Here is a 23,477-nt window from a genome sequence, read left to right as displayed (position 1 = left end):
GGAGCATTGCGATGAGTACCGACGATAAACGCATCCGCGAATTCGCCTATCAGATCTGGGAATCCGAAGGAAAACCCGAAGGTCAGGAAGCCCGCCACTGGGAGATGGCGTGCAAACTGGCGGAAGCCGAAGCCCTGGCACCAAAGAAACCAGCCAAAGCAGCGGCGAGCAAAACCCCGGTCAGCAAAACGGCCAATGGCAAGGCTGGCGATGCCAAGGTCGCCACGCCAAAAACCAAGGCCAAACCGGCGGCGGCTTCAAAAGTGATCCCGCCGGGAGAAAAGCCCGTCGAGAAAAAGCCCCGGGCGCCGCGAAAACCGCCCGCGGTTTGAATAGGTCTTGAGGCCCCTTCGTCGGAACGCCGCCCGGAGCAAACCCGCTCCCACAGGTTCCAATGCTGATCAGCGAGTATTTGTAGCCAGGAGCACTTATGACCAGCCCAAAGAAAGCCCCCACGCCAGCCCCCCGTGCCGAAACCACACGAATCCGCGAAGGCCTGCCCTTCCCGCTGGGTGCCACCTGGGACGGACTGGGAGTCAACTTCGCCCTGTTTTCCGCCCACGCCACCCGGGTTGAACTGTGCCTGTTCGACGACAGCGGCGAGGTGGAGCTCGAACGCATCGAACTGCCCGAATACACCGACGAGATCTACCACGGCTACCTGCCCGACGCTCATCCCGGGCTGATATACGGCTATCGCGTCTACGGTCCGTACGACCCGGCCAACGGTCATCGCTTCAATCCCAACAAACTGCTGATCGACCCCTACGCCAAACAGCTGGTCGGCAAGTTGAAATGGTCCGAAGCGCTGTTCGGCTACACCATCGGCCACCCCGACGCCGACCTCAGCTTCGATGAACGCGACAGCGCGCCCTTCGTGCCCAAGTGCAAGGTGATCGACCCGGCGCACACCTGGGGCCACGACCACCGCGTCAGCGTACCGTGGGACAAGACGATCATTTATGAAACCCATGTGCGCGGCTTCAGCATGCGCCATCCCTCGGTTCCGGAAAACCTGCGCGGAACCTTTGCCGGGTTGATGGTCGATGACGTGTTGGAACACATCCGCAAGCTCGGCGTGTCGACCGTGGAGTTGCTGCCGATCCACGCGTTCGTCAACGACCAGCATTTGCTGCACAAGGGCATGACCAATTACTGGGGCTACAACAGCATCGCGTTCTTCGCCCCCGACCCGCGTTACCTGGCCAGTGGCAAGATTGCCGAGTTCAAGGAAATGGTCGCGCACCTGCACGAAGTGAATCTGGAAGTGATCCTCGACGTGGTCTACAACCATACCGCCGAAGGCAACGAGCAAGGCCCGACCCTGTCCATGCGGGGCATCGACAACGCGTCCTACTACCGCCTGATGCCCGATGACAAACGCTTCTATATCAACGATTCCGGCACCGGCAACACCCTGGACCTGAGTCACCCGTGCGTGCTGCAGATGGTCACCGACTCCCTGCGCTACTGGGCTTCGGAAATGCACGTGGACGGTTTCCGTTTCGACCTGGCGACCATACTCGGGCGCTATCACGACGGTTTCGATGAGCGCCACAGTTTCCTCGTCGCCTGCCGCCAGGACCCGGTGCTGCGCCAGGTCAAGCTGATCTCCGAACCCTGGGACTGTGGCCCCGGCGGTTATCAGGTCGGCAATTTTCCACCGGGCTGGGTCGAGTGGAACGACAAATTCCGCGACACCGTGCGCGCGTTCTGGAAGGGCGACGACGGTCAACTGGCGGACTTCGCCAGCCGCCTGACCGCTTCAGGCGAAATGTTCAATCAAAGGGGTCGGCGCCCCTATTCATCGCTGAACTTCGTCACTGCCCATGACGGTTTCACCCTCAACGACCTGGTGTCATACAACGACAAACACAACGAGGCCAACGATGAAGACAATCAGGACGGCAGCAACAACAACCTGTCCTGGAACCACGGCGTCGAAGGCCCCACCGATGATCCCGAGATCAATACGCTGCGCCATCGGCAGATGCGCAACTTCTTCGCCACCCTGCTGCTGGCCCAGGGCACGCCGATGCTGGTGGCCGGCGACGAGTTCGCCCGCACCCAGGAGGGCAACAACAATGCGTATTGCCAGGACAGCGAGATCGGCTGGGTCAACTGGGACCTCAGCGAAGACGGCAAGGCCCTGCTCAAGTTCGTCAAACGCCTGATCAAGTTGCGCCTGACCTACCCGATCCTGCGCCGCGGGCGTTTTCTGGTGGGCAACTACAACGAGGACATCGGCGTCAAGGACGTGACCTGGCTGGCACCGGACGGCACGGAAATGACCACCAAACATTGGCACGATGCACACAACCGCTGCCTGGGCATGCTGCTCGATGGCCGCGCCCAGGAAACCGGGATTCGCCGCAAAGGCGCCGACGCGACGCTGATGCTGGTGGTCAACGCGCATCACGACATCGTCAATTTCCACCTGCCGCAAGTGCCTGACGGCGGTTTCTGGACCTGCATGATCGACACCAACCAGCCGTCGATCCGTGGCCAGGAACGCTTCGAGTTCGGCCACGAGTACTCGGTTACCGGCCGCTCATTACTGCTGTTCGAGTTGCAGCGTGAGGAAGAGGAGTGACGACGAAGTCCAGGCATTCAGCACGCGACTGCCGCAGAGCGGAAAAATCATTTTGGTCGGGTTCGCGACGCGACGAATAGCGTTGCATGAGCAATACTCGATTCGCGGCAATCCAGGGTTGGGGTTGTCGCACCTCGCTATCCACCAGCCCTCACGGGTCGGCCGGGCTTGTCTCGCGCACGACTGAAGGCGAAGCAGCACAAGGACGTATACCCATGAAATCCGTTTCCCTCAGCGAAGCCAGCCTGCCCTCCCAGATCTGGAACAGTGCCCCGCAACTGGACAGCATTGCGGTCATCAACACCCAAACCCTGGTGCCAGCCGGTGCACGCGCAGTGCTCATTGCCCCGCACCCCGGCGATGAAGTCGTGACCTGCGGCGGCCTGCTGCAGTTGCTCAGCAACCTGGGCCACCCGCTGCAATTGATCTCGATCTCCGACGGCAGCGCCAGCCATCCCGGTTCTCGACAGTGGTCGGAAAAACGCCTCAGTGTGTTTCGTCCCCAGGAAAGCGTGGAAGCCATCCGCCGACTCGGTTTGCCGATGCACAGCCTGAAGTGGATCCGTGGCGGGTTTACCGACAACGCCCTGGTGGAACACGAAGAACGGATCACCCAGTTCATCAGGCGCTACCTGCGCCCGGGTGATGTGGTGTTCAGCACCTGGTGCGAAGACGGCAACGTCGACCACGACACCGTCGGCCGCGCCAGTGCCAGGGCGGCGGCCAGTGTGGGAGCCACCTACAACGACGTGCCGTTCCGGGCCTGGCACTGGCCGGCGCGGGACCGGGAGCTGATCCCCTGGCACCGTGCGCGCAAGGTGCGCCTCGATGCCTGGACCGTCGCCCGCAAGAGCCACGCCACCCACGCCTACGCCAGCCAACTCGACGGTGAACCCGCCATCGGCCTTGCGCCGTCGCTGCCGCGCACGCTGCTGGAGCGCATTCGTTTGCCTTATGAAATCGTCTTCGTCTAAGCCCACTGCGCTTTCTGTAGGAGCGAGCATGCTCGCGATGGTCGTCAACGATAACGCTGGTTGGCAGGCGCCCCGCGGTGTTCTGCCGTTTTTCGCGAGCAAGCTCGCTCCTACAGGGGGCATTGGTCGCCGATGTTACGCCGCAAAGTGTCAGATCTGGCGCCTTGGCGTTAAAGGCAAACTGAACTGCCCGTCCATGCATCAGTCGCATGCATAGGCAGCCCCCAACCCCAGGAGCGAACGTGGCCAGTCATTCCAAGCGCCAATCAGCTGAACCGGTGCCGTTGAGTACTCCCCCGGACATCCACCGACTGCGCGTGCTGACGGTCAACACCCACAAGGGATTTACCGCGCTCAACCGGCGCTTCATCCTCCCCGAGCTGCGTGAAGCCGTGCGCAGTACATCGGCAGACCTGGTGTTTCTGCAGGAAGTGGTCGGCGAGCACGACCGCCACTCCTCCCGCTACAACGATTGGCCACAGACCTCGCAATATGAGTTCCTTGCCGACAGCATGTGGAGCGACTTCGCCTATGGGCGCAATGCCGTCTATCCCGACGGTCACCATGGCAATGCCCTGCTGTCGAAATACCCGATCCGCGAATACCGAAACCTGGATGTCTCCATTACCGGCCCGGAACGCCGCGGCTTGCTGCACTGCGTGCTGGACGTGCCGGGGCACAGCGAAGTGCATGCCATCTGCGTGCACCTCAGCCTGCTGGAAAGCCATCGTCAGCTGCAATTGCAGTTGCTCTGCCTGCTCCTCGAGTCCCTGCCGGATGATGCGCCGGTGATCATTGCCGGCGACTTCAACGACTGGCAGATGCAAGGCAATGCCGCCCTTGCCCGCCGCGACTACCTGCACGAAGCCTTCGAGCGCCACCATGGCCGCCCGGCCAAAACCTACCCTGCGCGGTTCCCCTTGCTGCGCCTGGATCGCGTCTACCTGCGCAATGCCAGCAGCCATGAGCCGCAGATACTCGGGAACAAGCCGTGGACCCACCTTTCCGACCATTTGCCGCTGGCGGTGGAAGTGCATCTTTGAATCGCGGCCGTTCGGTTCGAAGTGACGAAAGGTCATCCCCACCTGTTATTTCTGACAGTAGCCACGTTGTAGCGGTGCCTGCTACGTTGTTGCCGCCCTGACGGAAATCCGCAAGGGCTTGCGACACACACGTAGCGCCTTGGTTGCCGAAGGTACTTGCGGGTCATGGTTGCTCCCGATGTTGTCTTGCAACTCGCGCTGCCCAGCACGTCTGGTTCCTGGCCATCGATGACGGCCAAAGGAACGGAAGTTGATCCCATCGCGGAGGCAACATGGAGTTTTCGACAGATCTGTCCAAGTACCGTTATGGCGCCTGCCTGTTCTCGATCTGGTTATGTGCGAACTGGCCCCAACCCGCCTATGCAGCCTGCACACTTACCCCTACCGCCGGCGACGACAACTTCGTCTGCGACAGCGGCACCAGCGCGCCGTTGACCGACTTGTCGGGCAATAACACCCTGACCTTCCCCGCCAATGGCACCGGCAGGATCAACGGCAACGTGACCTTCGGTGCCGGCGCCGACGCTGTGAACATCGCCTCGGGCACTGTGATCGGAACGATCAGCCAGGGCAGCGGCATCGATGACTTCATCATGTCCGGCGGAATCATTGAGTCCCTGGCCCAAGGGGACGGCCGCGATACCTTCCTGATGATCGGCGGCACCATCGTCAAGGCCTTCGAAGATGGCGACGTGGCCAGGATGACCGGCGGTACCATCGGCCGGGTCGACATGAAACTCGATAACAATATCTTCGATATGTCCGGTGGGCAGATCCTCGGCAATCTGGTGACGGGTTTAGGCACCGATACCATCATCGTTTCCGGGGGGCGTATCGGCGGCAACATCAGTGTCAGCAACGGCAACGACAACATCACCGTCACCGGCGGAGAAATCGCCGGCGAGATTCGCGCCGGCAACGGCGATGACACGCTGGTGTGGGACGGCGGCGGGATCATCCGCTCGCAAGTCCTGATGGAGGCAGGCAACGACCGCGCCACTTTGAGCAATCTGACCGAAAGCACCCTCGCCCTGACCCCGAGTCTCAATGGCGGTAGTGGCAATGACTTGCTGACCTTCGATCACACCATCTCATCGGGCGCTGCCCGGTATATCAATTGGGAAACCCTCAATCTGGTCAAGAGCTCGCGACTGGATCTCGATGGCAATCTTCAATTGGGGGACAGCACCACGGGCACCGGCGTGTTCAACATCGACGGCAGCAGTATGCTTACGTCAATCCGGGGCAGCATCTCATCTTCGACCGCGGGCCGGCTCGCCACCTTGAACAACAGCGGGGTGATCGACCTTGCCAGCGGTAACTCGCGTACCAACGACACCCTGACCGTTGAAGGCAATTACGTGGGTAACGGCGGCCAGTTGCTCTTGCAAAGCGCAGTGGGCGATGACAGCTCCCCCAGCGACAAGCTGGTGGTCAACAACGGAACGCTGACCGGCAGCACCCTGATCAGCGTCACCAACCTTGGCGGCGCGGGGGGGCTTACCCAGCAAAACGGCATCCAGTTGGTTCAGGCCAATGGCACGGCGGTCAGCGACAACACCGCGTTCGCCCTCAAAGCCCCGGTATCGGTTGGCGCTTTCGATTACCGCCTGTTCAAAGGCGGTATCACACCGGGCAGCGAAAACAGTTGGTATTTGCGCTCCTCGGTGGTGGCGCCGCCCGTGGTTGCCGTCGCCAATCCTGATCCCGCTTTACCGCCGACGCTGGAGCCCATCGTGGCAGTGCCGGTCGCCGCGCCCGTGGTCGTGGCAACCGGGGTACAAGGATCTGAAGGCGTCGTGACGCTCAAAGCTCTTGCGTTACCGGCCGCCGTACCCGGCGCAGAACCTATCCCCCTGTATCGCGAGGCAGTGCCTGCCTGGTCGGTGGTGCCGCCGGCTGCAGCACAATTGACCCTGACAGCACTGGGTACCTTTCATGACCGTCAGGGCGATCAGCGTCTGCTGACCGAAACCGGCGCCTTGAGCGCAGGTTGGGGACGGGTCTACGGCAAGAACCTCGATCAGACCTGGGCTGGCACCGTCACACCAAGGCTGGATGGCTCGCTCAATGGCTTCCAGGTCGGCAATGACCTGTTCAGCTCACAACTGGCGGGTGGGCAAACCCAGCGCAGAGGTTTCTTCATCGGCCACAGTCGCCTGCAAGGGGATGTCGATGGTTTCAATCAGGGCTTCGAAGGCAAGCGCTCCGGCAACGTCGAGCTGAAAGGCGACAGCCTTGGCGCCTACTGGACCCTCACCGATCCCGCCGGCGCCTATTTCGATGCCGTGGCCATGCACACCTGGCTCAATGGCGACAACCGTTCCGAAAGTGGCCTGAAGATCGACAATGATGGCCACGTAACGACGTTATCAGCAGAGGTCGGATACCCGATCACCGTGGCAGGCAACTGGGTGGTCGAACCCCAGGCCCAGGCGGTTTACCAGAAGGTCAAACTCGACAGCCAGGACGACGGCATCTCCCATGTCTCGTTCGATTCCGACAGTGCCTGGACCGGCCGCGTCGGCGCACGCCTCAAGGGTCGCTACGAAGTCAGTGGCCGGCCGCTGGAACCCTATCTGCGGGCCAATATCTGGCACACCTTCACCGGTACCGACACGGTCACCTTTGACCATGTCGATCAGGTCGAAACCCAGCAACGAGCCTCGTCCGCCGACCTCGGAATCGGGATGGTGCTGAGCGTTGCGGCTTCCGTCAGTGTGTATGCCGGTGTCGACTACACCAGCAATATCGACAGCAACCAACAACGGGGGACATTCGGTAACGTGGGGGTTCGGGTGAAGTGGTGAGGAGTTGAAACCGCTCGATCCAGAGGGAGTTCGCCAAGACACCACCAAAGTCCAAAAAGCTCAGCGGGGTACCTCCCTATAAATCATACAAGACAAACTCAGGGAGGCACCTGCAAATACGTTATATCTGCGGCCGCAACATCAACACCGCCAACGGCGGCAAATTCAACACCAACGACAACGCCTGCCCATGGCTCGGCGTTTCCTCTGCAACCGCGCCTCCGCTATTACCGTAGTTGGAACCGGCATAGATGGACGAGTCGCTATTGAGCACCTCGTTCCACTGCCCGGCAAACGGCACCCCGACGCGATACGCCTCGCGCGGTACCGGTGTGAAGTTGGCCACCACCAGCACAGGCCGGCCGTCCTTGCTCCAGCGCAGCCAGGCATAAACGCTGTTGATCGCGTCATCGCCAATCAGCCATTGGAAACCCTGCGGCACATCGTCCTGATCATGCAGCGCCGGTTCTTCGCGGTACAGGCGATTGAGGTCGCCGACCAGTTTTTGCACGCCTTTGTGTTCGGGGTACTGCAACAAGTACCAGTCCAGTTGTTGATCGTGGTTCCACTCGCGCCACTGGCCGAACTCGCAGCCCATGAACAGCAGTTTCTTGCCCGGGTGTGCCCACATGAAACTCAGGTAGGCCCGCAGGTTGGCGAATTTCTGCCAGCGGTCGCCGGGCATTTTGTCGATCAGCGAGTGTTTGCCGTGTACCACTTCGTCGTGGGAGATCGGCAGGATGAAGCGCTCGGACCAGGCGTACACCAGGCCAAAACTCAGCTCGTTGTGGTGATGGGCGCGGTACACCGGGTCCTGCTGGATGTAATGCAGCGAATCGTGCATCCAGCCCATGTTCCATTTGTAGGCAAAGCCCAGACCACCCTGTTGTGTGCCCTGGCTGACGCCTGGCCATGCGGTGGATTCCTCGGCGATCACCAGGGCACCGGGTGCTTCCAGGGCGACCACATCGTTGAGGTGGCGCAGGAAGTCGATGGCTTCCAGGTTCTCCCGCCCGCCATGGCGGTTCGGCACCCACTCGCCGGCTTTGCGCGAGTAGTCGCGGTACAGCATCGAGGCCACGGCATCGACGCGCAGGCCATCGACGTGGAAATGCTTGAGCCAGTGCAGCGCCGACGCCAGCATGTAGCCGTGCACTTCGGTGCGCCCCAGGTTGTAGATCAGCGTGTCCCAATCCTGGTGGAATCCTTCCTGCGGGTTGCCGTACTCGTACAGGGCCGTGCCGTCGAACTGGGCCAGGCCGTGGGTATCGGTGGGGAAATGCGCCGGCACCCAGTCGAGAATCACCCCGATGCCGGCCTGGTGGCAGGCGTTGACGAACGCGGCGAACTGGTCCGGCGTGCCATAACGCGCACTCGGCGCGAATTGCGACAGCAACTGATAACCCCACGAACCGCCGAACGGGTGTTCCATGATCGGCATCAGTTCGATGTGGGTGAAGCCCAGGTCTTTGACATAGGGAATCAGTCGCTCGGTCAGTTCCGGCCAGGTGTATTGGCGGGCCACTTCACCCAGGTCGTCCAGCTCGCATTGCCACGAACCCGCGTGCAATTCGTAGATCGACAAGGGCGCCGTCACCCGCTGATGGTCGCCACGGGACAGCATCCAGTCCTGGTCCTGCCAGTCGATTTTCAGCGGCGAGGCGACTTTCGAGGCGGTGTCCGGCGGCAGACTGGTGGCCAGCGCCATCGGGTCGGCCTTCAGCGGCAGGATGCCGTGGGCACCGAGAATTTCGTACTTGTAGGCGTCCCCCGCTTGCAGGCGCGGGATGAACAACTCCCAGACCCCGGTGGGATGCCGCAGGCGCATCGGATGGCGGCGCCCGTCCCAGACGTTGAAATCACCGACCACCGACACCCGCCGGGCATTGGGTGCCCACACCGCGAAACGCACACCGTCGACGCCGTCCACGGTCTTGAGCTGGGCACCGAGGCACGCACTGAGGTCGCGGTGATTGCCTTCGGCAAACAGGTACAAATCCATGTCGCCCAGCAAGGGGCCGAAGCTGTAAGGGTCTTCGGCCGTCTGCTCGCCACCGGCCCAACGGGTGCGCAGCAGATACGCTTGCGCGCGGTCGAAATGCCCGGCAAACAACCCCGGCGTCTCTGTGGCTTGAAGACTCCCAAGCGCTTCGCCCGAGCCCCTGGCCAGAACTTCTACACTCAGGGCGCCTGGCAGATAGGCGCGGATGAACTGTCCACCGGCACCATCACCGTGGGGGCCAAGTATGGCGAAGGGATCGATATGCTCGGCACGCACCAAGGCATCGATATCCCGTGCGCCGGGCAGCAGCGCTTCTTTGTGATGACCCTGTTCCTTGTTCGAGACACTCATGACTACTCTCCACCAAGATCGGAAAAGGGTTTAAGCCCACTCAATAATCCATATAAACCGTGCAACGGCACGGGCAACCAGGTGGGGCGATTTTCCGCCTCATAGGCCACTTCATACGCCGCCTTCTCCAGACCGAACAACGCCAGCGCAGCGTCCTCGCCTTCGGGATCTTGCCATGCATGGGCAAGACTAGCTGCCGCCAGCCGATAGGCGTCGACAAATGCTGTTCGCGCTTCACTCAAATAGCGACCGGTGACCCGCACACGCGCGGCATCGGCTCCCGCCGTGTTATCGACGCTGTGCACGTTGATCGCCATGGCCGCCGCATAGTCGAAGGAACGCAGCACGCCACTGACATCCTTGTACGGGCTGTGTTTGCCCCGACGTTCATGCAAGGGCCGCGCCGGTTCCCCCTCGAAGTCGATCAAGTACGCATCGCCCTTGATCACCAGCACCTGGCCCAGATGCAGGTCGCCGTGCACACGAATGCGCAAACCGCCTGCAGTCTTTTTGCCCAACGTTTGCACATGTCCGAGGATGGCTTTTTTGTTGTCCAGTAAACGGCTGACCAGGGTCTGGTCCGCCGGGCTCAGTTGATGTTGATGCTGCTTGAGCAAATTCAGCGCGTGCTCGATTTGCGTTGCGACATCCCTGGCCGAGGCCAGCGCGTCCTTTTGCGTGGTGACCTGCGGCAAGAAGTCCGGGTTGGCATTGGGCGCTGCCAGCACCTGATGCATTTCCCCCAGACGCCGGCCCAGCATACCGGCGAAATCTTTCAGTTCGACGAGCGCGTTGTAGTGTTGCTCCTGCTCGGACATGGCGTCGGCCAGTTCATCGCGCAGCGCCCGTTCGAGGTTGTTTTGCGTCCATTCCCAGGCATCGCCCTGATTGTTCAGGTAGCCCTGGGCGATCATCAGCAGGTTGTCTGCACCCGCCCCGTCCCGGCGCACCACGGCCCCCAGCAGTGGCGAGATATTGCTGAACCCGGCTGCGGTCAGACAGGCGCTCATCTCAAGCTCGGGATGCACGCCGCTGGCGACCTTGCGGATCAGCTTGAGCACCATGCTGTTGCCGATCACCACCGAGCTGTTGGACTGTTCCGCCGACAGGTAGCGCACCGGCGACTCCGCGTTGAGGCCGAGTTTTTCCAGTTCGGCGGTGGCCTCGAAGCGAATGTCGCCATCGCTGCAGGCCAATACGGTGCCAGCCTGAATCCCTTGCAATACGGCATGCACGAAGGACTCCAGGCTGAAGGCATCGGTGATCAGGCCGACCTGGCGTCCGCGCCGTACCCGCGACAGCGCCAGCTGCTGCGGCAACGGCGTACCGACCTGATCCTCGGAGATAAAGCCGAACGGCAACTGATAGCGACTGCTCTGGCCACCGCTGGTGACATTGATCTCACTGAACAGCACCGGATGCTGCGCATCGCCGAAGCGCACACCGTAGGCCAGATCGACCTGCTCGATGGCGGCGTCCTTACCGGCGAACCAGCGACGATTCTGCAACCAGCTGGGCAGGATGCTTTGCTCAAGGGTGTGGCGTGACGGCGCTTCGAGCAGTTCCTCCATGCGTTTTTTCAGCACCAGCGTGGTGAAGTCCGGCAGACTTTGTGCGGGTTCCACATGCCAGCTGGGCATCTGGTTTTCCGCGGCGAGGCCGAACCAGTAAAAGCCGTAGGGCGCGAGGGTCAGGAGGAAATTCAGCTGGCCGATGGGCGGGAACGCGTTACCCCCGAGCATCTCCACCGGCACCATGCCGACGTAGGCCGACAAATCGAGTTCGGCGGCCTGGGCACTGCGCGACACGTTGGCCACGCACAGGATGATTTCGTGTCTGCCGTCCGCCCCGGTGTATTCACGGGTGTAGGCCAGAATCCGCCGGTTGCTCGGCGACAGCATCTTCAATGTACCGCGCCCGAAGGCCTTGGATTGCTTGCGCACGGCGAGCATGCGCCGGGTCCAGTTCAACAGTGAATGCGGGTCGCCAGCCTGGGTTTCGACGTTGACCGACAGATAGCCGTATTGCGGGTCCATGATCGGTGGCAGCACCAGGCTGGCCGGGTCGGCGCGGGAGAAACCGCCGTTGCGGTCGATGGACCATTGCATCGGCGTGCGCACGCCATCGCGGTCGCCGAGGTAGATATTGTCGCCCATGCCGATCTCGTCGCCGTAATACAGGGTCGGCGTGCCGGGCATCGACAGCAACAGGCTGTTAAGCAGTTCGACCCGGCGTCGATCACGCTCCACCAGCGGCGCCAGGCGCCGGCGAATCCCCAGGTTGATCCGCGCCCGGCGGTCGGCGGCGTAGTAATTCCACAGGTAATCGCGTTCCTTGTCGGTGACCATCTCCAGGGTCAGTTCATCGTGGTTGCGCAGGAAGATCGCCCATTGGCAGTTTGCGGGGATATCCGGAGTCTGGCGCAGAATGTCGGTGATCGGGAAGCGATCTTCCTGGGCCAGCGCCATGTACATGCGCGGCATCAACGGGAAGTGAAAGGCCATGTGGCATTCGTCGCCGTTCAGGCCTTTTTTGTCGGTGTCGCCGAAGTACAGCTGGGTGTCCTCCGGCCACTGATTGGCCTCCGCCAGCAGCATGCGGTCGGGGTAATTGGCATCGATTTCGGCGCGGATCTGTTTCAGGACGTCGTGGGTTTCCGGCAGGTTTTCGTTGTTGGTGCCGTCGCGCTCGATCAGGTAGGGAATCGCATCCAGGCGCAAGCCGTCGATGCCCATGTCGAGCCAGTAACGCATCACCGATAGCACCGCTTTCATGACTTGCGGGTTATCAAAATTCAGGTCCGGCTGGTGGGAATAGAAACGGTGCCAGAAGTATTGGCCGGCGACCGGGTCCCAGGTCCAGTTGGACTTCTCTGTATCGAGAAAGATGATGCGGGTGCCGTCGTATTTCTGATCGTCGTCGGACCACACGTAGAAGTCCCGCGCCGCCGATCCGGGTTTGGCCTTGCGTGCGCGCTGGAACCACGGGTGCTGGTCGGAGGTGTGGTTGATGACCAGTTCGGTGATCACCCGCAGGCCGCGTTTGTGTGCCTCGGCAATGAAACGCCTGGCATCGGCCATGGTCCCGTAGTCACTGTGCACGCCGCGGTACTCGGCGATGTCATAACCGTCGTCGCGCCGTGGCGAGGGGTAGAAGGGCAAGAGCCAGATGGTGTTGACGCCCAGGTCGGCGATGTAGTCGAGCTTGGCGATGAGGCCGGGAAAGTCGCCGATCCCGTCGTTGTTGGAGTCGAAATACGATTTGACGTGTACTTGATAGATCACCGCATCCTTGTACCAGAGCGGGTCCTTGATGAACGTGGCTGCCTTGGGTTTCTTCGCCATGTGAAACTCCTGGTGAATTCATCTTGGCCACAGGCTGAGAATCCCCTGTGGTGTTCTCAAGAGGCGGTAATTCTCCAAATCCCGAACGGCTGGTACGCCGGGTCGATCCGCATGAACTGATGCTTGCCATGCCAGGTCCAGCGATGACCATTCATCAGGTCTTCGCCCTGGGTGCTGGCGTCGTCGGGCAGCCCCATTTCCCACAGCGGCAACTCGAAATTCGCCTCCTGCACGTTGTGCGGATCGAGGCTGACCGCCACCAGGATGAAATTGCCTCCATCGGCGCTGCGTTTGCCGAAGTACAGGATGTTGTCGTTCCAGGCGTTGTAGACCTTCAGGCCCAGATGCGAGTGCAGCGCCGGGTTCTGCCGACGGATGCGGTTGAGCTGGGCAATCTCGGCAATGATGTTGCCCGGCGCGTTGAAGTCCCTGGGGCGGATTTCGTACTTCTCGGAGTCCAGGTACTCCTCCTTGCCCGGTACCGGTGCCGACTCGCACAACTCGAAACCCGAGTACATGCCCCACAGGCCCGAACCCATGGTCGCCAGTACGGCGCGGATGAGAAACCCGGGACGTCCGGAGTCATGCAGAAACGCCGGGTTGATGTCCGGTGTATTGACGAAAAAATTCGGCCGGTAACACTCGCGCCACGGCGATTCATTGAGTTCGGTGAAGTAGGTCGCCAGTTCGGCCTTGGTGTTGCGCCAGGTGAAATAGGTATAGCTCTGGGAATAACCGACCTTGCCCAGGCGCGCCATCATCGCCGGAGTAGTAAAGGCCTCGGCCAGGAAGATCACTTCGGGGTACAGCGCCCGTACATCGGCGATCAGCCATTGCCAGAACGGCAACGGCTTGGTGTGCGGGTTATCGACGCGAAAGATCTTCACGCCCTCCTCGACCCAACCCACCACGATGTCACGCAGCTCCACCCACAGGCTCGGAATCGCCTCGGGGGCATAGAAGTCGACGTTGACAATGTCCTGGTATTTCTTCGGCGGGTTCTCCGCGTATTTGATCGTGCCGTCGGGCCGCCAGTTGAACCAGCCGGGGTGTTGCTTGAGCCATGGGTGGTCCTGGGAGCACTGGATGGCGAAGTCGAGGGCGATTTCCAGGCCGTGGGCCGCAGCGGCCGACACCAGTCGCCGGAAGTCTTCGCGAGTCCCCAACTGTTTGTGAATCGCCTCGTGCCCGCCCTCCTCGCTACCGATCGCATAGGGACTGCCCGGATCATCGGGGCCTGCCGTCAGCGAGTTGTTCGGGCCCTTGCGGTAACTGCGCCCGATCGGGTGGATCGGCGGAAAATACAGCACATCGAAGCCCATGTCGTGGATCATCGCCAGCCGCGAATGCACATCGTTGAAAGTACCGTGGCGCTCCGGACTGTCGGTGATCGAACGCGGGAACAATTCATACCAACTGGCGAATTGCGCCAGCTCGCGCTCCACATCCACCGGGTACTCCGGGCTCAGGCTGAGGTAAGCACGATGATCGACGCGGGCCATGAGGTCGGCGCTACGTTGGTGCAAAAACAGTGCGACCTGCTCGGTTTCGAGCAGTCCTGCCAGTTCATGGTGCAATGCCGCCAATTGCTCACTGAGCTGCCCCTCACTGCGCTCGGCGGCTTGCTGCACCTGGATCCGCCCTTCCTGCAATTCGAGGCTGACGGGCACCGCTGCCATATGCTTCTTTTCAAGTTCGTAGCGAAAACTGGCGAACTGGTCGATCCAGGCTTCGATACAGAACAGATAACGGCCCTGACTGTTCACCCGGAACTGCCCCTGCCAACCGTTGTTGCCCAGATCGTGCATGACAGCGCTTTGCCAGACGTCCTCGTCCTCGGCCCGCCAGCGCACGCGAACCGCCAGCTTGTCATGCCCGTCGGCAAAGACCTTGGCGGTGACCACCACATCCTGCCCCACCACCGCCTTGACCGCGAACTGCCCGCCTTCAAGGGTCGGCATGATGTTCTCTATGACAATGCGTGGCAGCAACAGCGCCTGCGACAGCGGCATGTGCGGGTTGTAGCTCAACTCAGTCGGTTTTTCAGCCGTCATCGAGCCTCTCTCCTTACGCCCCATGGACGCGCTTGTGTCGGGTCGCCATCCCGTTGGGCCATCCGCCCCGGAACGTACTCACTTAGGTTCCGAGCGATGGCTGGCGGGAAAAGTTCATCGGCAATTTGCGGAATCAAATCGATCGCACAGCAGTCCACCTACTTAAGCACGACTCACGCCATGTGCCACTGGAGGCTTGAACCATGACCAATCCATTCCCGGCAGAAACCCCCGATCCAAACATCGACAACCCGGTGATACCGCCGAGCGAACCACAACCGGTGCCCGAACAGGACCCACCCGGCACGACCCCGCCGCCAAGGGAAGAACCGCCAGCGACGATGCCGCCGGTGATTGTGAATCCTGAATGAAGACAGTTGATCGTTCCTGCCTCGACAGCAGGAACGATCATCAAAAATGAATGACGCTTCCCAAGTACCTGTAGTACCGATCCTAAAGCGCCCATTCTGCCCGTCCGACACTTTACGAAACTTGCACCCCGCGCCTTATATAGCCATCACTTCTTCAGCCTTGAGTGTGGTTAGCCATGAAAACGTTTTTTTCCAGCGTCAGCGAATTCACAAACAAAGCTAGCGCACAGCACCACGCGCTACACCGTGAACGACCTACCGACGGCTGGCCATCCCTTGAAAATATTCAACTACGAATTTCTTTGCTTCGAAGCCGAGCGCAATCCCTCTGAACAATCAACCAAAAGCTCAATCATCAGGGAACTGGAGAAACATTTGCTGCACGGTGATATGGACTACAGCCAGCACGAACTCTCGGAAACGAAGAGCAACGAGCCGGACTCAGGCTGTGAAGCAACTGCGCAGACAGGGTTAATCCCTGACAGCGCCTAGGGTTGATGATCCTTGTCAATCAGCTTCACGATCCTCGGCATCACACTGAACACCCCCAGCGCCAACAGCGTGCTGAGCACTGCCGTCGCCTCCCGGCCCAGCCCGGTGGCGACGCCGATGGCGGCGGTCATCCACAGGCCGGCGGCGGTGGTCAGGCCCTTGACGTCGCTTTCGTCGCCTTCGCGGTTTTTCAGGATGGTGCCGGCCCCGAGAAAGCCGATCCCGGCAATCACGCCCTGCACGACCCGACTCATGGCATCGGCCTGTGAACCGGACATCTGCGGCACCAGCACGAACAGCGCCGCCCCCATCGCCACCAGCATGTGGGTGCGCACGCCAGCGGCCTTGCCCTGGTGCTCGCGCTCGAACCCGAGAATCCCCCCCAACAAGGCGGCCATCAACAGACGTACGGTCATCCGCGTCAATTGCGAGGCATCGGTAATGTCGGCGAACTCGGCTTGCAGGGTCACCCAGACTTCGTGCCACCAGGCGTTCATGGTGTTGTCCTTGTGAGGAGCCATGGAGAGTGGACCGCAGCGACCATTAATCGGTTGCACAGAACGATGACCGGCGATTGCGGCCTGAAACTTTAGATACCCCTGAAAATGGATTCCGCCATGACCGTGCGCATTGAGAACCAGACCTGCTTTTTCACCACCGAAAATGGCGAACAAATTCGTCTGTGTCCTGACGTGACCATCGTCACCGATGGAAGCAAAGCCATGTCGGCGGTGGACATCGAAGGCCAGCGGATCTACATCACCGAAGCGGAAGCCGACGCCTTGACCGTCGCAGGCGCGGTGGATGGACGTCGGCACCTGAAAGCCAGCGACAGTGATTCGGTGATTTGACTGACGTTGGTCAACACCCGCCGCAGCTGTTTTGCCCAAGCGTTTGCACCTTTGTGCGACAGGTGCTTCAAGTTGTCGCAGGCCGGGCGGTCATGGCCATCTGATCCGCTTTTTAATGCAATACCTGAGTCTGTTATGCAAACAGATCGCCGCTCATAGTGCTCATGCCTGATGGAGGCTGATGAGCGAAAGACCATGAGCGAAAGAATCCCCGTCCGAACCGTAGAAACATTCGAGCCTGCGCGTCCAAAGTCGAAGGCCAAAACCAGTGACAACCTGATCCACACCCGCAGCTTCACCGGGCTGTTCCGCAACCTGCGCATCAGCGGCGCGGGTTTTCTGTTTTTGCTGTTTTTCGGCACCGTGTGGTTGAACTGGGGCGGCCGCCAGGCGGTGCTCTGGGATCTTTCCGAAAGTAAATTCCATATCTTCGGCGCCACTTTCTGGCCGCAGGACTTCATCCTGCTGTCGGCGCTGTTGATCATCGCCGCGTTCGGCCTGTTCGCGATCACCGTGTTTGCCGGCCGGGTCTGGTGCGGCTACACCTGCCCACAAAGTTCGTGGACCTGGATCTTCATGTGGTGCGAGAAAGTCACCGAGGGCGAGCGCAACCAACGGATCAAGCTGCAAGCCGCGCCGTGGGGCGTCAACAAACTGATGCGCCGCTCAGCCAAACACACCTTGTGGCTGGCCATCAGCCTGCTGACCGGCCTGACCTTCGTCGGCTACTTCACTCCGATCCGACCACTGGCCGAAGAGCTGCTGACCTTGCAAATGAGCGGCGTCAGCCTGTTCTGGGTGCTATTTTTCACCGGTGCCACCTACATCAATGCCGGCTGGCTGCGTGAAGCGGTGTGCATGCACATGTGCCCTTACGCGCGTTTCCAGAGCGTGATGTTTGATAAAGACACCCTGACCATTTCCTACGACGTGGCCCGTGGCGAAAACCGTGGCCCGCGCAAACGCGAGGTCAAACCCGCCGAGGCCGGTCTGGGCGATTGCATCGATTGCCAGCTCTGCGTACAGGTCTGCCCGACCGGCATCGACATCCGCGATGGCTTGCAGATGGAATGCATCGGTTGCGCCGCGTGCATCGACGCCTGCGATTCGATCATGGACAAAATGGGCTACGCCCGGGGACTGATCAGCTATACCTCCGAACATCAGTTGCAAGGTGGCAAGACGCACCTGCTGCGTCCGCGCCTGATCGGCTACACCGCCGTATTGCTGGTGATGATCGCCGCCCTGGTGGTGGCATTGATGGAACGGCCGATGGTCTCGCTCGACGTCAGCAAGGACCGGGGCCTGTTTCGTGAAAACAGCCGGGGGCAGATCGAAAACATCTACAGCCTGAAGGTGATCAACAAGACCCAGCAGCGTCAGGACTATCAATTGAGTCTGGTCGATGCCGATGATTTCGAGTTGCAGGGCAAGACCGTACTGAGCCTGGCGCCGGGCGAGATTGTCGACGTGCCGGTGTCGGTGGTGATGCTCACGGAACGCCCGGCCAGCAGTTCGCAGAGCATCGGCTTCGAAGTGATCGACAGCGATGAGCCTGGCGTCTACAGCGTGGCGAAGAGCCGGTTTGTTGCGCCAATGAATCGCTGAGCCTTTAAGATGTTGACTTGGTGAAGTGCAGTCTTGTTTTGGCAACGCAATCCACTGTGGCGAGGGAGCTTGCCCCCTCGCCACAGGCAGCCCCCTCGCCACAATTAATCGAAACGACTCCATTGCGGGACACCGATGAAACGCTACGAAAAATTCGCTGACGACATCGCAGAACTGATCCGCTCCGGCGTCCTGGGTCCCGGCCAGCGTGTGCCGTCAGTGCGCTACGCCAGCCAGACCTACGGCGTCAGCCCGTCGACGGTGTTCCAGGCCTACTACCTGCTGGAACGTCGTGGACTGATCCGCGCCCGTCCGCGCTCCGGCTATTTCGTCAATGCCCATGCGCCGCGACCGTTTTCCGAGCCGGTGATCAGCAATGAGGTCAACGAATCCACGGAAGTCGACGTCAGCGAGCTGGTGTTTTCGGTACTCGACTCGATCAAGGACCCGAACACCGTGCCCTTCGGCTCGGCATTCCCCAGCCCGACGCTGTTCCCCCTGCAACGCTTGTCCCGCTCCCTGGCCAGCGCCACCCGCGAGATGGACCCGCGCATGGTGGTCACCGACCTGTCGCCGGGCAACCCGCAGCTGCGCCGGCAAATCGCCCTGCGCTACATGGTCGGCGGGCTGATGCTGCCCATGGAAGAACTGCTGATCACCAACGGCGCCCTGGAAGCCCTCAACCTGTGCCTGCAAGCGGTGACGCAACCTGGCGACCTGGTGGCCATCGAAGCCCCGGCGTTCTACGCCTGCCTGCAAGTGCTCGAACGGCTGAAACTCAAAGCCGTGGAAATCCCCGTGCACCCGCGCGACGGCATCGACCTCGGCGTGCTCGAGCAAACCCTGGAGCGTCATCCGATCAAGGCCTGCTGGTGCATGACCAGCTTCCAGAACCCCATGGGCGCCACCGTGCCCGAGGCCAAGAAACAACAGCTCGTGGAACTGCTGCGCCGCCACCAGGTGCCGCTGATCGAAGACGATGTCTACGCCGAACTGTATTACGGTCAACAAGCCCCGAAACCGGCCAAGGCATTCGATACCGAAGGTCTGGTGATGCATTGCGGCTCGTTCGCCAAGAGCCTGGCCCCCGGTTACCGCATCGGCTGGGTCGCCGCCGGGCGTTATGCGCAGAAAATCGAACGCCTGAAACTCATGACCTCGCTGTGCGCTTCGATGCCTGCGCAGGCGGCGATCGCCGACTACCTGCAACACGGCGGCTACGACCGGCACCTGCGTAAATTGCGTCATGCGCTGGAGGACCAGCAAGCCGCCATGCTCGCCGCCATCGCCCGCTATTTCCCGGCGCAGACCCGGGTCAGCCAACCCGCAGGCGGGTACTTTTTGTGGCTGGAATTGCCGGAGCAGATGGATTCGTTGAAGTTGTTTCAGATGGCGCTGGCGCAGGGGATCAGCATTGCGCCGGGGCCGATTTTTTCACCGACGCAAAGGTTCAGGAATTGTATTCGGTTGAACTATGGGAGCCCGTGGGATGAGGCTGCGGAAAAGGCGATGGAGACGTTGGGGCGGATTGTGCGGTCGTTCTGATAAACAGGCGTCGCCCGGTCAAATGCCTTCGCGGGCAAGCCCGCTCCCACAAGGAATCTCGGGTGTTCACAGACTTTGCGTACACCAGGTAACCCTGTGGGAGCGGGCTTGCCCGCGAAGAGGCCAGCACTGACAACGCGAACCTCAGATCAACGCCCACCGCCAAGATCGACGAAAGTCCCCGTCGCATAAGACGCCTTGTCCGACAACAACCAGACAATCGCCTCCGCCACTTCATCCGGACGCCCGCCCCGTGCCATCGGGATCGCCGATTCCAGCTTGCTGACCCGGTCCGGATCGCCGCTCAAGGCATGAAAATCGGTGTAGATGTAGCCCGGGCGCACCGCGTTGACACGGATCCCCTCTCCCGCCACTTCCTTGGACAGGCCGATGGTGAAGGTGTCCAGCGCCCCCTTTGACGCTGCGTAGTCGACATATTCGTTGGGCGCGCCCAAGCGTGCGGCCACCGAGGACACGTTGACGATACTGCCGCCCTGCCCGCCGTGTTTGGGCGACATGCGCAGGATCGCGTGCTTGGCGCAGAGGATCGGCGCCAGGACGTTGGTTTTCATGATCTTGAGAATGCGGAACTCGGACATTTCGTCGACCCGGGACTTTTGCCCCACGGTGCCGGCGTTGTTCACCAGCGCCGTGACCCGGCCCAGTTCATTGTCGACCCGATGGAACAGCGCGATGACTTCGTCTTCGATGCTGACGTCGGCCCGTACCGCAATAGCTTGCGCACCGAGGGCGCGAACTTGCTCCAGCACGCCGAGTGCAGCCTTTTCGTCCACCTGGTAGTTGATGCAGATCCGATAGCCCTGCGCGGCGGCCAACAGTGCGGTGGCGGCACCAATGCCGCGGCTGCCGCCGGTGATGACGATGACTTTGTCCATGCGAGCCTTCCCCCCAATCAAAGCTTAAGCGGTCGGGGGCAAGAATAACCGCCATTGATGGTTTTTGCATGGCTTCGGTGGCGTTTGCACAGACGCCATCGCGGGCAAGCCACGCTCCCACAGGTTTTGCATATTCTGTGGGAGCGTGGCTTGCCCGCGATGAACGATGACACGGACTATCAAGCCAGCGCCAATCGCTCCGAGCGATGGATTTCCATCATGAAACCTGCGGCTGGCAGCGGATGCCCCAGCAGGTAACCCTGCAACGAGTCGCAGCCCAGTTGCGTCAGGAAGTCCTGCTGCGAGTCCGTCTCCACTCCCTCGGCAACGATGCGCAACCCCAGCGCCTGGCCGAGCGCCACGATGGCCGAAACGATCGCGGCGTCATCGCTGTCGTGCTCCAGGTCACGGACAAAACCGCGGTCGATCTTCAGTTCGTTGGCCGGCAGGCGCTTGAGATACATCAAACTCGAATAACCGGTGCCAAAATCGTCGATGGACAGGTCGACACCCATTTCCGAGAGTTCCTGGAGCACCGTCATGCTCGCGTCGGCATCGCTCATGGCGGTGGTTTCAGTGATTTCCAGGGTCAGGCTATTGGCCGGCAGATGGTGAGTCGCCAATGCCTTGGCGACGCTCTGGACCAGCCCGGCATGGCAAAACTGGATGGCCGACAGGTTCACTGCGATGCGCCAATCGGTGTAGCCCAGCACGTACCACTCGCGCATCTGGCGGCACGCTTCGTTGAGCACCCACTCGCCGATCGGAATGATCAGCCCGGTCTTTTCCGCCAGTTCGATGAATTTGTCCGGCAACAGCAAGCCTTGCGTCGGATGCTCCCAGCGCAACAGGGCCTCGGCGCCCACCGGCCGGCCATTGGCGGCATCGAACTTGGGCTGGTAATGCAGGCTGAATTCCTGATGCTCCACGGCATTGCGCAAATCCTGCAGCAATTGCAGTTGCTTGCGCGCGTTGGTGTTCATCGAGGCGTCGAAAAAGCTGTAGCCGTTTTTACCCGCGCCCTTGGCGTGGTACATCGCCGCGTCGGCGTTCATCAGCAATTCGTGGGCGGACTGCCCGTTACCCGGATAGAGCGCGATGCCGACACTGGCGGAAATGTGCAAATCATGTTCGGCAACCCGGAACGCCTGCGCGATCAACCCGACCTGGCGGGCCGCGAGGTTCAAGGCATCGTTCTGTTCGCTCAATTGCACCAGCAACACGAACTCATCGCCGCCGATCCGCGCCAGGGTGTCCTGGCTGCGCAAGTCTTCGCGCAGGCGCAGGGCCACTTCGCGCAACAGCAAGTCGCCCATGTGGTGGCCGAAGGCATCGTTGACGGGTTTGAAGCCGTCCAGGTCGATGAACATCAGGGCAAAGCAACCACCCTGTTCACGAACCCGCGACATGGCCTGATCGATTCGGTCGGCGAGCAACGTCCGGTTCGGCAACCCGGTGAGGGTGTCGTGCAGGGCCAGTTGGGTCAGTTCACGGTTGGCTTCGGTCAGCGACTGGGCCAAGCTTGCAGTGCGAGCCTCCAGGCGCGCATCGAGGATCGAGGTCAGCAAGGCAATGCACAGCACCGCCAACGTGGTGATCAGCACCAGGTTGTCCAGACCCTTACCATTCAGGCCGTCGACCGCAGCCCCGCAAAAGCTGCCATCGGCAAAGCGTGCAGCGGCCATCCCGGTGTAGTGCATGCCGACGATGGCGATGCCCATGATCACGGCGGCACCGCCGCGGATCAGGCGGACATAAGGCGTGTGTTGGCGTAAATGGAACGCGATCCACAATGCCGCGCCCGAGGCAGCGACAGCGATCATCAGCGAAGCGCCGAACAGCGTCGGGTCATAGTCGATGCCCGGTTGCATGCGCATGGCCGCCATACCGGTGTAGTGCATCGCGCTGATGCCAGCGCCCATGACCAGCGCGCCAAAGGCCAGTTGCCAGGCCGGCAGTTTTGGCTGGCTGACCAGCCACAGCGCGAAACCACTGGAGAGCACGCCGATCAACAGCGACAACAGGGTGATTGCGCCGTCATAGCCCAGATCGATCGGCAGCTTGAATGCGAGCATGCCGATAAAGTGCATCGACCAGATGCCGATGCCCATGGCAATGGCCCCGCCGGCGGTCCACAAATGCACGGCGCGGCCTTTGGCAGTGGCAATGCGTCCGGTCAGGTCGAGTGCGGTATAGGAAGCGAGAATCGCGACACAGAGCGAAATGATAACCAGGGTGGGGGAATAGCTACCGATGAGCATGGGGACTTCTCGCGAATGCCCCCGTTAATGGTATTGATTCTCGCCGGGGGAAAATGCGGCGATTGTACTGATTCCGAATGAGAACGCACTCACAAAATTAGCAAAGGGCCATCAGTCCGATGAAACGCTTGTTTTAAGGTTTTACATTAACTCGCATCAAGCTGCTGGCGCCTGCCACAAGGAAGGAGTCGAGAGCAAAAAACCTGTGGGAGCGAGCTTGCTCGCGATGACTGCGTCACATTCAGCATGAATGTTGCCTGAACCACCGCTATCGCGAGCAAG

Annotated in this window: 16 protein-coding genes; 10 read left to right on the top strand and 6 right to left on the bottom strand. The window is 61.0% G+C overall.

Annotation, left to right across the window (positions count from 1 at the left end; all coding sequences use genetic code 11):
* Positions 1-11: 11 nt before the first annotated feature.
* From BSF40_RS24015 to BSF40_RS23990, 5 genes are all read left to right on the top strand, one after another.
* The gene (locus BSF40_RS24015; protein WP_095967069.1) at positions 12-332 is read left to right on the top strand and encodes a DUF2934 domain-containing protein; all 321 of its coding nucleotides are present in this window, start codon (positions 12-14) and stop codon (positions 330-332) included.
* A gap of 98 nt (positions 333-430) precedes the next feature.
* The gene (gene glgX, locus BSF40_RS24010) at positions 431-2,593 is read left to right on the top strand and encodes a glycogen debranching protein GlgX (protein ID WP_095967068.1); all 2,163 of its coding nucleotides are present in this window, start codon (positions 431-433) and stop codon (positions 2,591-2,593) included.
* Between the two features lie 215 nt (positions 2,594-2,808).
* The gene (locus tag BSF40_RS24005) at positions 2,809-3,567 is read left to right on the top strand and encodes a PIG-L deacetylase family protein (RefSeq protein WP_015095294.1); all 759 of its coding nucleotides are present in this window, start codon (positions 2,809-2,811) and stop codon (positions 3,565-3,567) included.
* Between the two features lie 242 nt (positions 3,568-3,809).
* A complete protein-coding gene (locus tag BSF40_RS23995; protein ID WP_095967066.1) occupies positions 3,810-4,610 on the top strand; it encodes an endonuclease/exonuclease/phosphatase family protein in 801 nt (266 codons plus the stop codon).
* 272 nt (positions 4,611-4,882) lie between these two features.
* Positions 4,883-7,420, top strand: a complete 2,538-nt coding sequence (locus BSF40_RS23990; protein ID WP_095967065.1) for an autotransporter outer membrane beta-barrel domain-containing protein — start codon at positions 4,883-4,885, stop codon at positions 7,418-7,420.
* Between the two features lie 121 nt (positions 7,421-7,541).
* On the opposite strand, the gene glgB is transcribed toward BSF40_RS23990, so the two are convergent.
* The 3 genes from glgB to BSF40_RS23975 are packed head-to-tail and all read right to left on the bottom strand — an operon-like array spanning position 7,542 to position 15,171.
* Positions 7,542-9,773 (bottom strand): 1,4-alpha-glucan branching protein GlgB, encoded by a 2,232-nt coding sequence (gene glgB, locus BSF40_RS23985; protein WP_095967064.1) that lies wholly within the window; start codon positions 9,771-9,773, stop codon positions 7,542-7,544.
* 2 nt (positions 9,774-9,775) lie between these two features.
* Complete coding sequence (gene treS / locus BSF40_RS23980; RefSeq protein ID WP_095967063.1) at positions 9,776-13,117, bottom strand: maltose alpha-D-glucosyltransferase; 3,342 nt, start codon at positions 13,115-13,117, stop codon at positions 9,776-9,778.
* A gap of 56 nt (positions 13,118-13,173) precedes the next feature.
* Positions 13,174-15,171 carry an alpha-1,4-glucan--maltose-1-phosphate maltosyltransferase gene (locus BSF40_RS23975; RefSeq protein WP_095967062.1) on the bottom strand — a complete coding sequence of 666 codons (1,998 nt, stop codon included), beginning with the start codon at positions 15,169-15,171 and terminating at the stop codon, positions 13,174-13,176.
* Between the two features lie 203 nt (positions 15,172-15,374).
* Between BSF40_RS23975 and BSF40_RS32770 the strand changes: the two genes are divergently transcribed.
* Both BSF40_RS32770 and BSF40_RS23970 read left to right on the top strand, forming a co-directional pair.
* Positions 15,375-15,542: a hypothetical protein gene (locus tag BSF40_RS32770; protein ID WP_172435747.1), complete on the top strand. Its 168-nt coding sequence runs from the start codon at positions 15,375-15,377 to the stop codon at positions 15,540-15,542.
* Between the two features lie 246 nt (positions 15,543-15,788).
* Entirely contained in the window at positions 15,789-16,034 is a 246-nt protein-coding gene (locus BSF40_RS23970; protein ID WP_095967061.1) for a hypothetical protein, read from the top strand.
* Here the strand turns inward: BSF40_RS23970 and BSF40_RS23965 are convergent.
* Complete coding sequence (locus tag BSF40_RS23965; protein WP_095967060.1) at positions 16,031-16,531, bottom strand: MgtC/SapB family protein; 501 nt, start codon at positions 16,529-16,531, stop codon at positions 16,031-16,033. The genes BSF40_RS23970 and BSF40_RS23965 overlap by 4 nt on opposite strands.
* 120 nt (positions 16,532-16,651) lie before the next feature.
* Between BSF40_RS23965 and BSF40_RS23960 the strand changes: the two genes are divergently transcribed.
* The 3 genes from BSF40_RS23960 (at position 16,652) to mapR (ending at position 20,038) form a co-directional block, all read left to right on the top strand.
* Complete coding sequence (locus BSF40_RS23960) at positions 16,652-16,885, top strand: DUF3203 family protein (protein WP_095967059.1); 234 nt, start codon at positions 16,652-16,654, stop codon at positions 16,883-16,885.
* A gap of 195 nt (positions 16,886-17,080) precedes the next feature.
* Positions 17,081-18,493: a cytochrome c oxidase accessory protein CcoG gene (gene ccoG / locus BSF40_RS23955; protein ID WP_095967058.1), complete on the top strand. Its 1,413-nt coding sequence runs from the start codon at positions 17,081-17,083 to the stop codon at positions 18,491-18,493.
* Positions 18,494-18,628: 135 nt separating this feature from the next.
* Complete coding sequence (gene mapR / locus BSF40_RS23950) at positions 18,629-20,038, top strand: GntR family transcriptional regulator MpaR (RefSeq protein ID WP_095967057.1); 1,410 nt, start codon at positions 18,629-18,631, stop codon at positions 20,036-20,038.
* A 149-nt stretch (positions 20,039-20,187) separates the two neighbouring features.
* Here the strand turns inward: mapR and BSF40_RS23945 are convergent, their stop codons facing one another.
* Both BSF40_RS23945 and BSF40_RS23940 read right to left on the bottom strand, forming a co-directional pair.
* Complete coding sequence (locus BSF40_RS23945; RefSeq protein ID WP_095967056.1) at positions 20,188-20,934, bottom strand: SDR family oxidoreductase; 747 nt, start codon at positions 20,932-20,934, stop codon at positions 20,188-20,190.
* 179 nt (positions 20,935-21,113) lie between these two features.
* Positions 21,114-23,195 (bottom strand): bifunctional diguanylate cyclase/phosphodiesterase, encoded by a 2,082-nt coding sequence (locus tag BSF40_RS23940; RefSeq protein ID WP_095967055.1) that lies wholly within the window; start codon positions 23,193-23,195, stop codon positions 21,114-21,116.
* Between the last annotated feature and the right edge of the window lie 282 nt (positions 23,196-23,477).

The organism is Pseudomonas sp. ACN5 (assembly GCF_002303975.1).
In the GTDB taxonomy this organism is placed as follows: Bacteria; Pseudomonadota; Gammaproteobacteria; order Pseudomonadales; family Pseudomonadaceae; genus Aquipseudomonas; species Aquipseudomonas laurylsulfatiphila.
This window is presented reverse-complemented; position numbering and strand designations above follow the sequence as displayed.

What these genes read in the sequence shown, in the direction of transcription:
- BSF40_RS24015 (WP_095967069.1), top strand. Translation starts at nt 12, where the DNA reads ATGAGTACCGACGATAAACGCATCCGCGAATTCGCCTATCAGATCTGG.
- glgX (WP_095967068.1), top strand. Translation starts at nt 431, where the DNA reads ATGACCAGCCCAAAGAAAGCCCCCACGCCAGCCCCCCGTGCCGAAACC.
- BSF40_RS24005 (WP_015095294.1), top strand. Translation starts at nt 2,809, where the DNA reads ATGAAATCCGTTTCCCTCAGCGAAGCCAGCCTGCCCTCCCAGATCTGG.
- BSF40_RS23990 (WP_095967065.1), top strand. Translation starts at nt 4,883, where the DNA reads ATGGAGTTTTCGACAGATCTGTCCAAGTACCGTTATGGCGCCTGCCTG.
- glgB (WP_095967064.1), bottom strand. Translation starts at nt 9,773, where the DNA reads ATGAGTGTCTCGAACAAGGAACAGGGTCATCACAAAGAAGCGCTGCTG.
- treS (WP_095967063.1), bottom strand. Translation starts at nt 13,117, where the DNA reads ATGGCGAAGAAACCCAAGGCAGCCACGTTCATCAAGGACCCGCTCTGG.
- BSF40_RS23975 (WP_095967062.1), bottom strand. Translation starts at nt 15,171, where the DNA reads ATGACGGCTGAAAAACCGACTGAGTTGAGCTACAACCCGCACATGCCG.
- BSF40_RS32770 (WP_172435747.1), top strand. Translation starts at nt 15,375, where the DNA reads ATGACCAATCCATTCCCGGCAGAAACCCCCGATCCAAACATCGACAAC.
- BSF40_RS23965 (WP_095967060.1), bottom strand. Translation starts at nt 16,531, where the DNA reads ATGAACGCCTGGTGGCACGAAGTCTGGGTGACCCTGCAAGCCGAGTTC.
- BSF40_RS23960 (WP_095967059.1), top strand. Translation starts at nt 16,652, where the DNA reads ATGACCGTGCGCATTGAGAACCAGACCTGCTTTTTCACCACCGAAAAT.
- ccoG (WP_095967058.1), top strand. Translation starts at nt 17,081, where the DNA reads ATGAGCGAAAGAATCCCCGTCCGAACCGTAGAAACATTCGAGCCTGCG.
- mapR (WP_095967057.1), top strand. Translation starts at nt 18,629, where the DNA reads ATGAAACGCTACGAAAAATTCGCTGACGACATCGCAGAACTGATCCGC.
- BSF40_RS23945 (WP_095967056.1), bottom strand. Translation starts at nt 20,934, where the DNA reads ATGGACAAAGTCATCGTCATCACCGGCGGCAGCCGCGGCATTGGTGCC.
- BSF40_RS23940 (WP_095967055.1), bottom strand. Translation starts at nt 23,195, where the DNA reads ATGCTCATCGGTAGCTATTCCCCCACCCTGGTTATCATTTCGCTCTGT.